The sequence below is a fragment of the Sphingomonas sp. STIS6.2 genome (genome assembly GCF_000732685.2).
Taxonomy (GTDB): domain Bacteria; phylum Pseudomonadota; class Alphaproteobacteria; order Sphingomonadales; family Sphingomonadaceae; genus Sphingomonas; species Sphingomonas aerolata.
The window spans coordinates 177,820-187,851 of sequence record NZ_JPDP02000159.1 but is presented as its reverse complement, the minus strand read 5'-3'; the positions used below and the strand labels follow the sequence as shown (position 1 = coordinate 187,851).

Genomic DNA, 10,032 nt, shown 5'->3' with positions numbered 1-10,032 from the left:
GAAACTGGTCTTTTCTAGAACCATTTCAGCAACTTAAAGACCGTTTACTCTATACGTTTCGTTAAGCACCCCTGTCCTTTGCTGGTGCCAGCAGAGGACAGGGACGCAATGATCACTTCCATTATGAGCGTGATGCGATCGCTGGCCGCGGGCGTCCTATTGGCGGCTGTGCCGTGTAACGCCGGGCAAGCGGTCGACACCCCTAGCCCCGCGACGCCGGGTCCGGTGACGCTCGAAACCGCGGCACGCGAAGCGGTTGCCTGGCATCCGTCGCTGACCGAGGCAGCGGGCGCGCTGGCGGCGCGCGGCGAGGACGTGAAGGCGGCACGCGCGGGCTATCTCCCCACCCTCAGCGCCGGGATCGGCAGCGGGTTTGACAGTCGCGTATCGGGGACGCTGCGACCACGACCCCAGTTGGGCGCGTCGCAGATGCTGTTCGATTTCGGCAAGGTGTCGAGCGAGATCGCGGGCGCGCGCGCCGGGACGCGGGTCGGGCGTGCGGAGATGCTACTCGCGGTCGACACGCTGATCCGCGACACCGCCTATGCCGTGATCGAATATCAGCGCGCGTCCGCCCAGCGGATCATCGCGGTCGAACAGGCGGACCGGATCCGCGAGATCAGCGAGCTTGTCGGCAAGCGCACCGCCTTTGGTGCCGCGACGCGATCGGATGCGCTGCAGGCACAGGCGCGGGTCGAGGCGGCGATGGCGAGCCTTGCGACGGTCGAGGCGGCGGAGCGCCGTTGGGCGAGCAATCTGGCCTTCCTGCTCGGTCGCGACGCCCCGCCCGCCGCAGTGTCCGCCGATGTCCCGGACTGGCTGATGCGGAGCTGTTCGGGTCCGGTGCCCGCCTGGGAGACGGTGCCGCTGGTCATGGCCGCCGAGGCGCAGGCGGACCGCGCCGCCGCCGCGCTGCGCCGCAGCCGCGCGGACCGCTATCCGACGCTGTCGATCGGCGGCGACGCCTCGACCGACGTGACCGCGCCGCTCGGCAATCGCAGCATCTACAATGTCGGCCTGCGCGTCTCGAGCAACATCTTCGCGGGCGGCGTCACGCGTGCGCGTGCGCGCGGCGCGGCGTTCGAGCTGGAGGCGGCCCAGGCCGCCACGCGCCGGGTCCGCAACGAGAGCAGCCAGCGGCTGGCAGAGGCGCGCCAGCAGATCGACAGCCTGTCACAGGTCGTCGCCACGCTGCAGTCGCGCCAGACCAACATGCGCGAGACCGGACGGCTGTACCGGATCCAGTATCTGGAAATGGGCACGCGCACGCTCGTCGACCTGCTCAACGCCGAACAGGAATTCCAGCAGGTCCGGTTCGAGGCGGTGAACGTCGCGCAGACCTTGCGCAGCCTTCAGGTCGATTGCCTCTATCTGTCGGGGCGGATGCGCGACGCGTTTGCGCTGTCCGGTGCGACGGTGCGGGGGGTGACGCTGTGACCGCCGACCGGGTGCCGATCGCGGTGGCGGCGGGCGGACCGGGCGCCGGCATCGACGCCTGGCTCGACCTGCTTGGCCGCGTTGCCCGCCACTACCGCCTGCCGCTGTCCGAACAGCGTGCGCGGCTTGCCGCACACTGGGAGCTGGGGGACGACGACGAGGCGCGGGTCCGCACGCTCGCGCGCGCGACCGGGCTCGGCGTGCAGTTCGTCCCCGCCGCGGGGATGCGGCTGACGAGCTGGCGGCTGCCGCTGATCGTCCGGCTGCGCGACGGTGAGATCGCGCTGATCGAGGGGATCGACGCGGAGGGCCAGGCCCGGCTGATCGTGCCGGGCGACCGGGGTGGAGCGACGCATCTGCCGATCGACCAGCTGACCGCCGGCGCGACCGGCTATGTCATTCCACGGCCGTCGCGCTCGGCGCCCGACACGCGAATCGACGCCTATATCCGGCCGTTCCAGGATCACTGGCTGCGCGACATATTGATGGCCGACGCGCCGTCCTACGGCCATGTCATGGTCGCGTCGGTCGTGACCAACTGCCTGGGGCTCGCGGGGGTTCTGTTCTCGATGCAGGTCTATGACCGCGTCGTGCCGGCGGGATCGATCCCGACGCTGACGATCCTGTTCGTCGGGGTGCTGATCGCAATCGGCTTCGATTTCGTGTTGCGACGGCTCCGCACGAACATCGTCGATGTGCTTGGAAAGCGGGCCGATCTGCGCATTTCCGATCGGGTCTTCGGTCACGCGCTGCGGGTCCGCAACCGCGCGCGCCCCACCTCGACCGGGACGTTCATCTCGCAGCTGCGCGACCTCGACCAGGTGCGCGACATGCTGACCTCGACGACCGTCGCGACGGTCGCGGACATGCCCTTCTTCCTGCTGTTCCTTGGCGTGCTCTGGTATGTCGGCGGCGCGCTGGCGCTGGTGCCGCTCGCCGCGCTGGTCCTGCTGCTGCTGCCGGGGCTGCTCGCGCAACGCCGGCTGCGAATGTACGCGACCGAATCGATGCGCGAATCCACGCTGCGCAACGCGATGCTGGTCGAATCGGTACAGGGTATCGAGGACATCAAGGCGCTGCAGGCGGAGGACCGGTTCCACCACCAGTGGAACCACTATACCGCAGTCGCGGGCGAGGCGCAGCTCAGGCTGCGCGGGCTGACCAACGGCCTGTCGGTGTGGACCCAGAGCGTCCAGAGCGGCGTCTATGCCGCGATCATCTTCGTCGGCGCACCGCTCGTGATCGCGGGCGACATCACCACCGGCGTGCTGGTCGCGACCTCGATCCTCGGCTCGCGGATGATGGCGCCGATGGCCCAGGTCACGCAGCTGCTCAGCCGGTTCCAGCATGCCAAGGTGGCGATGGGCAGCCTAAACCAGATCATGGCGCTGCCCGTCGACACCGCCGACGCGGATCACCGCATCCCGCTGCCCGTCGTCCAGGGCGACTTCGCGCTGCGGTCCGCCGTCTTCACCTATGCCGACCCCAACGCCCCCCCTGCCCTGACGGTCCAGACGCTCGACATCGCGGCGGGCGAGCGGATCGCGTTGCTGGGGCGCAACGGCGCGGGCAAGTCGACGCTGCTCCAGGGCCTGTCGGGGATGCTGCAGCCGGTGTCGGGCGAGGTGCTGCTCGACGGCCTCGCGCTGCATCAGGTCGATCCCGCCGATGTCCGCCGCGACATCGGCCTGCTGACCCAGACCTCGCGGCTGTTTCACGGGACGCTGCGCGAGAATTTGACGCTCGGCGCGCCGATGGCGTCGGACAGGGAGATTAGCGAGATGCTCGCGATGGTCGGCGCGGACACCATGGTCCGGCGGTTGCGCGACGGGCTCGGCCATGTCGTGCAGGAGGGGGGCAGAGGCCTGTCGGGTGGGCAGATCCAGGGGCTGCTGCTCGCGCGGCTGCTGCTCCGCCAGCCGAGCGTCGCGCTGCTCGACGAGCCGACCGCGGCGATGGACGAGGGTACCGAGCGACACTTCATCGCCCGGCTCGGGGCGTGGAGCCGCACGCGTACGCTGATCGTCGCGACGCACCGGATGCGGATGCTTGAGATCGTCGACCGGATCATCGTGATCGACAACGGCACCATCGTCCTCGACGGTCCCAAGGACCAGATCCTCGCGCAGATGCGCGGGACGCGGAGTGCGGCGGCATGAGCGCGCGGGCGATCGACGACGACCATCTGTTCGGCGGCGAAGGCAGCGTCCGGCTTGCGACCGCGACGCGGCTCGTCTGGATCCTCGCCGCGCTGTTCGTGGCAGCACTTGGCTGGGCGTGGTTTGCGGCCCTCGACGAGGTGGCGACCGGCGAAGCGCGCGTCGTGCCGACCAGCCGCGAACAGGTGATCCAGTCGCTCGAGGGCGGGATCCTGACCAAGCTTCCGGTGCGCCAGGACGATATCGTCACCCCGGGGCAGCTGCTCGCACAGCTCGATCCGACCCAGGCGGGGTCGACCGTCGACGAGACCGCCGCCAAATATCGCGCCGCGCTGGCCAGCGTCGCGCGGCTTCAGGCGGAGGCGAACGGCACGCCGCTGGCGTTCGCCGCCGAGCTCGACCGCTATCCCGAGTTGAAGGCCGCCGAGACGCGGCTCCACGACACCCGGCGACGCAGCCTGCAATCGTCGATCCAGCTCATCGACCAGAGCCTCGCGCTGATCGGACGCGAGGTCCGGATCGGAGAATCGCTGATCGCGGTCGGTGCGGCGAGCAATGTCGAGGTGTTGCGGCTGCAACGCCAGCGGGCCGAGCTCGAGCTCAAAAAGGCCGATCTGCGGTCGCAATATATGGTCGAGGCGCGGCAGGATCTGGCCAAGGTCATCGAACAGGTCGATTCGCTCGCACCGGTGGTTCGGGGGCGCTCGGACACGCTGTCGCGCCTCACGCTGCGCTCGCCGGTACGCGGGGTCGTCAAGAATATCGAGGTCTCGACGATCGGCGGCGTCGTGCCCCCCAATGGCAAGCTGATGGAGATCGTTCCGCTCGACGACCGGCTGCTGATCGAAGCGCGGATCCAGCCGCGCGACATCGCCTTCATCCGTCCCGGCCAGGCAGCCAGCGTCAAGGTGACCGCCTATGACTATTCGATCTATGGCGGCCTGACGGGCAGCGTGGTCAGCATCTCGCCCGACACGATCCGCGACGAGGTGAAGCCCGACATCCTCTATTACCGCGTGTTCGTGCGGACCAAGGCGGATTCGCTGACGAACAAGGCTGGCGCGAAATTCGCAATCACCCCCGGCATGGTCGCAACGGTCGATATCCATACCGGCAGCAAGACCGTGCTCCAATATCTCGTCAAACCCCTCAACCGGGCGCGGGAGGCGCTGCGCGAACGATGACCGATGTCGCACGCCGCAACCTGCGCGCACCCGGCGCCGGCGCCCCGAGACCGATCGCCCCCGCCTTGCTCGCCCGCGCGCGCCAGGCCCGCCAGCTGCGCGCGACGATGAGCGCGTTCCTGCCGCAGGACCTGCTGGTCGATCCGGCCTGGGACATGATGATCGACCTGTTCATTGCGGCCGCCACCGGCGAGACGCTCTGCGTGAAGGATCTGACGCTGATGTCGGGGGGCAGTGCAGCGGGGACGATGCGGCGGATCGATCGGCTGCAACAGGCCGAGCTGCTGCGACGCCATGTCGATCCCGCGGATCACCGGCGGGTGCATGTCAGCCTGACCGATACCGGCTACAAGGCGATGGCGGCGATGCTCGACCATCTGTTCGATCGCGGCGCCGGGGATGCGGCCCCGGCGGTGGCGCCGAAATCCTTCGCGCCGGGCAAGCTGCGCGGCTGACGGGCGCGGCGTCAGCCGGCCGCGGCGGTACCGGGGAAGCGGACGACGATCGTCGTGCCGCGGTCCGCTGCGCCGAAGCCGACGGTCGCGTTCAACCGCGCAACGGCGGAGCGGACGATCGCGAGCCCAAGCCCGCTGCCCTCCGGGCTGCCCGGTGCGCCGAGACGGACGAAGCGGTCGAACGCGACCTCGCGCTGGCTGTCCGCTATGCCCGGGCCGTCGTCGATCACCGCGATCGCGGTCTCCCCGCGCGACGTCTGGAGGCTGACCGTGACCGTGCCGCCGCGGCGGTTATAGCGGATGCCGTTGTCGACGAGGTTCGACAGGATTTCGAAGATCAGCGTCCGGTGGCCGGGTACGTGGTAGGTTTCGACCGGGTCGGTCTCGAGCGTGAGGTCGATCCCGGCCTCGATCGCCTGGTTGATCTGGCGGGTGATGACCGCGGCGGCCACCTCGCGCAGGTCGACGGTTTCGAGCGGGGCGGACACCCCCGCCTCCTCTGCCCGTGCCAGCGCCAGCAACTGGGTGACGAGCCGTTCGAGCCGCGTCACGGCATCGCCGATCTCGTCGAGCGCCTCGTGCCGTTCGGCGCCCGAACCGCGCCGCGCGAGCGCCACCTGAACCTTAAGGACCGAGAGCGGCGTGCGCATCTGGTGAGACGCGTCGGCGGTGAAGCGGCGCACGCCGACCGTCGCGGTATCGAGCTGCGCGAGCAGTCGGTCGAACGCGCCGGCGAGCGGCCGCAGCTCGCGCGGCAGCGGCCCCGTGTCGAGCGGCGAGAAGTCGGGCCGCGCCCGCTTGTCGCGTGCCTCGATCGCACCGCGCAGCCGGGCCAGCGGGCGCAGGCTCCACCCCAGCGCCGGGCGAAGCAGCAGCGCGGCACCACCGACCAGGACGCACTCGCCGATGAGCAGCGCGATCATCAGACGGCGGGTCAGGGCTGACCGGTTGTCGATCGTCTCGGCGATCTGCACGATCACCGGCCGGTTGATCCGCGGCAGGTCACGACGGACCTCGGCGATGCGGATCCGCTGACCGCGATAACGCGCAAAGCGGTAGGCGGGCACATCGACCGCGAGCCCGGCGGGATCGGGTGCGGGCAGGTCGGCATAACCGGTGAGCAGGTCCCCGCCGACCGCGATGCGGTAATAGACATTGTCGCGTTCGGCGTTCTCGAGCATCCCGAACGCGGCGGCGGGAAGGTCGAGCGTGACCTCGCCGCGCTCGACCTGCACGGTCTCCGCGATCGCGCCGAGCGCGCCCCCGAGCACGCGGTCGCTGGTCCGCCGGACGACATCGGTGATCAGCGTCGCGCCCACCACGCCGATCAGAATCGCCGCCGCGAGCAGCGGACCGAGCACCGCCACCAGCAGGCGCGTCCGCAGCGCGGGGGCACGCGCCTCAGCCGGCATCGAGCATATAACCGACGCCGCGGACGGTGCGGATACCTGGTCCGTCGGGGGCAAGCTTGGTCCGCAACCGCGTGACATGGACCTCGATCGCGTTGCCGCCGACCGGCTCGTCGAACCCGAACACCTCGCCGATCAGCAGCTCGCGCGGCACGACGCGGCCCGCGCGCATCGCCAGCGCCTCGAGCACCGCGCGTTCGCGGCGGCGCAGGTCGAGGACCCGGCCAGCGATATCCGCATCGCCCGTCGAGCGGTTCATCGTCAACGTCCCCACGCTCAGCACCGGGAGCGGATCGCCGCCGCGTCGCCGCCCCAGCGCGCGGACCCGCGCCTCGAGCTCTTCGGGGTCGAACGGTTTGCGCAGATAGTCGTCGGCACCCAGATCGAGCCCGCGCACGCGGTCGTCCAGCGCATCGCGTGCGGTCAGCATCAACACGGGCACGCGCTCGCCGCGTCGCCGCAGCGTCTCGAGCACCGCGAAACCGTCGATCCCGGGCAGCCCGACATCGAGGATGACGAGCGCATAGGGCTCGCCCGCGACGATGCCGAGCGCCTCCTCGCCGGTCGCGACATGATCGACCGCATTGCCGCCCGCCCGCAGCAATGCCGCGATGCTGCGCGCGAGGGCGGCGTCGTCCTCGATCAACAGAATGCGCAAATCGGCTTACCTCGTTGATTCAAAAGGGCGTGAAAGGTTGGTGACAGCTTCGATTCGTATTCCACCGCTACTGCCTATCCGAACACAGAGACGGAAGGCGAGGAGAGGTGACGATGGCACGAATGGTTCTCACGATCGGATTGCTGGCCACGCTGACCGGGTTCGCGGCGACCGCGGTGTCGGCGCAGCGTCCGGCGGGCTATCCCCGCTCCTATGACACGCTGATCGAAAGCGCACGCGCCGAGCGGCAGGTCAGGATCTACGGCAATGCCGATCGCGCCGAGCTGCTGCCGGTGGTCGCCGCGTTTCGCAAACGCTATCCCGGCATCACCGTCCTCTACGCCGATCTCGGATCGACCGAGATGTATCGCCGCTTCGTCGCCGAGACGCGTGCGCGGCGCCTGTCTGCCGATCTGGTCTGGTCGTCGGCGATGGATCTGCAGGTCAAGCTGATCAACGACGGTTTCGCGCAAAGCTATGCCAGCCCCGAAAAGCCCGCGCTGCCCGCCGTCTCGGTCTGGAAGAACATGGGCTTCGGCGTCACCGCCGAGCCAATCGGGATCGTCTACAACAAGCGGCTGCTGCCGCCGGCGCGCGTGCCGCGGACGCATGCCGAGCTGGAGGCGCTGCTGCGGACTCAGCGTGCCGCGCTGACCGGGCGCGTGACGACCTTCGATCCGTCACGCTCGAATGTCGGCTATCTCTATCTGTCGGAGGACATGGCGATCACGCGCGACACGCGGTCGTTGCTGGAGGCGATCGCGGCGACCAAGCCGGTCCTGTCGCGGACCAGCGAGCCGATGCTGCGCGGCGTCGCCGAGGGCCGGCAGGCGATCGCCTACAACGTCATCGGCTCCTATGCGCTCGAGCGGGCGAGCACCGATCCGCGGATCGGCGTGGCGTTCCTCAAGGACTATACGATCGTCACCTCGCGGATCGCGTTCATCGCCCGCGAAGCCGCGCACCCGGCGGCCGCCAAACTGTTCCTCGACTTCCTGCTGTCGCGCGAAGGCCAGTCGCTGCTCGCCAAGCGCAGCCTCTGGCCGGTCCGCACCGACGTCCCCGCGCGCCGCCTTCCCGCTGCGCAGGCCCGACCGATCCGGGTCGGACCGCAGCTTCTCGTCACGCTCGATCATCTCAAGCGCCAGCGCTTCCTGCGCGACTGGACCGCCCTTCTTGCCAACGGAGCCTCTTCCCGATGACCCCATTTCGTACCGGCTGCGCTCTCGTCGCGCTGATCATCGCGACGCCCGCGCTCGCCCAGACCGGGGCACCGGCGCCCAGCGACGCCGACCTCGCCGCACTGGTCCGCGCGCAGGCGGCCGAGATCGCCACGCTCAAGTCCCGGCTCGACCGGCTCGAGACCAATGCGGTCGTCGCGCAGGCGGCCGCGCCCGCGGCCCCCGTCCAGCCGACCGGCGCCGCACCGCAGCCGCAGCTCGCGCAGACCGGCGAGCCCCGGCGGACCGTGCCGTTCGCACCGCAGCTCGCGCCCCCCGGCCCCGCCGACCGCAGCGTCGCGCAGGCCGTGGCGGCACGCGACAATCCATCGGGTCTGACGACCGAATGGGGTGCGGGCCTGCCGGTCTTCCACTCGGCGGACGGCGTCTATACCTTCAAGCCGCGCGGCCGGATCCTGACCGATGTGAGCTCGAGCTTCGGGTCGAAATATGACGGCCGGAACATCACGACGACGGGGATGCGCGCGCTGCGCCTCGGTCTCGAAGGTGGCGTCGGCACGCACTTCTTCTATCAGTTCGAAAGCGACTTTTCCGAAAACGAGGTCGACGTCGTCACCGCGTTCGTCGGCTGGCGCAACCGGATCACGCCCGGTCTCGATTACGACGTGCGCGCAGGCCATCTGTTCAACGACCGCAGCTTCGAAGGATCGACCGGATCGGACTCGACCCCGTTCCTCGAGCGCACGACGGTCGCCACCGCGATCATCCCGCAGCGCGGCTTCTATGGCATCGGCGTGATGCCGCGGATCTTCTGGAAGACCGGCCACGCGTCGGTCACCGTCACCGGCGACCGGATCGACGGCACGCAGACGGTCGGCGACAGCCGCACCGTGCTCGGCCGCGCGCACTGGAACCCGATCAAGTCCGACACCGGCGTGCTTCATGTCGGGCTCTGGGGGTTCGACGAATCGCTGTCGTCCGTCGCGGGTACGCTGACCCGCAACACGGTGATCGGCGGACGCTTCAACGGCGCGTTGCGCGTGTCGAGCGGACCGCTGACGGGCGGGACCGGGACGACGGGTTACGGCGTCGAGCTCGGCGGCTATCGCGGGCCCTTGTGGGTGATGGGCGAAGCCGGCCAGCGCAATGCGCGGCTCGACGGTGGACGGCCCGACTTCGTCAGCAAGGCGTGGAGCGTGTCGGGTGGTCTCTTCCTCACCGGCGACCTGCCGCCCTATAACCCGCGGCTCGGCAGCTTCGGCCAGCCCAAGGTGCTCAAACCCACCTTCGATGGCGGCGTCGGCGCGATCGAACTGACCGCGCGGTACGAGAGCCTCGATTACAGCGACCTGCTGACCGGCGGCGACGGCTGGGCCGCAACGGTCGGGGTGAACTGGTATCTCAACAGCTTCACCCGGTTCCAGGTCAACGCGATCCAGTGGAACACCGACAATCGTGCGGGCGACTATGTCGGCAACGACAGCGGCCAGACGGTCAGCGCGCGCGTCGGTGTGACGTTCTGATGCGGCGCGCCGTCTCCGGCATCTAC

Annotated in this window: 8 protein-coding genes; 6 read left to right on the top strand and 2 right to left on the bottom strand. The window is 69.5% G+C overall.

Going from position 1 to position 10,032, the window contains the following annotated elements; genetic code table 11:
• The first annotated feature begins 108 nt into the window (after positions 1-108).
• Genes sphst_RS15775 through sphst_RS15760 form a run of 4 tightly spaced genes read left to right on the top strand, consistent with a single transcriptional unit; the run spans position 109 to position 5,235 of the window.
• The gene (locus tag sphst_RS15775) at positions 109-1,437 is read left to right on the top strand and encodes a TolC family protein (RefSeq protein WP_234387708.1); all 1,329 of its coding nucleotides are present in this window, start codon (positions 109-111) and stop codon (positions 1,435-1,437) included.
• Positions 1,434-3,596, top strand: a complete 2,163-nt coding sequence (locus sphst_RS15770) for a type I secretion system permease/ATPase (protein ID WP_234387707.1) — start codon at positions 1,434-1,436, stop codon at positions 3,594-3,596. Before sphst_RS15775 ends, sphst_RS15770 begins: the two co-directional genes overlap by 4 nt.
• Positions 3,593-4,780 (top strand): HlyD family efflux transporter periplasmic adaptor subunit, encoded by a 1,188-nt coding sequence (locus sphst_RS15765; RefSeq protein ID WP_031394558.1) that lies wholly within the window; start codon positions 3,593-3,595, stop codon positions 4,778-4,780. Before sphst_RS15770 ends, sphst_RS15765 begins: the two co-directional genes overlap by 4 nt.
• Positions 4,777-5,235 carry a MarR family transcriptional regulator gene (locus sphst_RS15760; protein ID WP_056676870.1) on the top strand — a complete coding sequence of 153 codons (459 nt, stop codon included), beginning with the start codon at positions 4,777-4,779 and terminating at the stop codon, positions 5,233-5,235. The genes sphst_RS15765 and sphst_RS15760 overlap by 4 nt, the downstream gene beginning before the upstream one ends.
• Before the next feature lie 11 nt (positions 5,236-5,246).
• Here the strand turns inward: sphst_RS15760 and sphst_RS15755 are convergent, their stop codons facing one another.
• Positions 5,247-6,647 carry a sensor histidine kinase gene (locus tag sphst_RS15755; RefSeq protein WP_107045813.1) on the bottom strand — a complete coding sequence of 467 codons (1,401 nt, stop codon included), beginning with the start codon at positions 6,645-6,647 and terminating at the stop codon, positions 5,247-5,249.
• Positions 6,637-7,302, bottom strand: coding sequence for a response regulator (locus sphst_RS15750; RefSeq protein ID WP_192071003.1), 666 nt, complete (start codon positions 7,300-7,302; stop codon positions 6,637-6,639). The genes sphst_RS15755 and sphst_RS15750 overlap by 11 nt, the downstream gene beginning before the upstream one ends.
• Positions 7,303-7,415: 113 nt before the next feature.
• Here sphst_RS15750 and sphst_RS15745 point away from each other — a divergent pair, with 113 nt between their 5' ends.
• Both sphst_RS15745 and sphst_RS15740 read left to right on the top strand, forming a co-directional pair.
• Entirely contained in the window at positions 7,416-8,504 is a 1,089-nt protein-coding gene (locus sphst_RS15745; RefSeq protein WP_031395181.1) for an ABC transporter substrate-binding protein, read from the top strand.
• Positions 8,501-10,006 carry an OprO/OprP family phosphate-selective porin gene (locus sphst_RS15740; RefSeq protein ID WP_107045812.1) on the top strand — a complete coding sequence of 502 codons (1,506 nt, stop codon included), beginning with the start codon at positions 8,501-8,503 and terminating at the stop codon, positions 10,004-10,006. Before sphst_RS15745 ends, sphst_RS15740 begins: the two co-directional genes overlap by 4 nt.
• Positions 10,007-10,032: the final 26 nt, after the last annotated feature.

Coding starts and splice junctions, on each gene's coding strand:
- sphst_RS15775 (WP_234387708.1), top strand. CDS start 109: ATGATCACTTCCATTATGAGCGTGATGCGATCGCTGGCCGCGGGCGTC.
- sphst_RS15765 (WP_031394558.1), top strand. CDS start 3,593: ATGAGCGCGCGGGCGATCGACGACGACCATCTGTTCGGCGGCGAAGGC.
- sphst_RS15760 (WP_056676870.1), top strand. CDS start 4,777: ATGACCGATGTCGCACGCCGCAACCTGCGCGCACCCGGCGCCGGCGCC.
- sphst_RS15755 (WP_107045813.1), bottom strand. CDS start 6,647: ATGCCGGCTGAGGCGCGTGCCCCCGCGCTGCGGACGCGCCTGCTGGTG.
- sphst_RS15745 (WP_031395181.1), top strand. CDS start 7,416: ATGGCACGAATGGTTCTCACGATCGGATTGCTGGCCACGCTGACCGGG.
- sphst_RS15740 (WP_107045812.1), top strand. CDS start 8,501: ATGACCCCATTTCGTACCGGCTGCGCTCTCGTCGCGCTGATCATCGCG.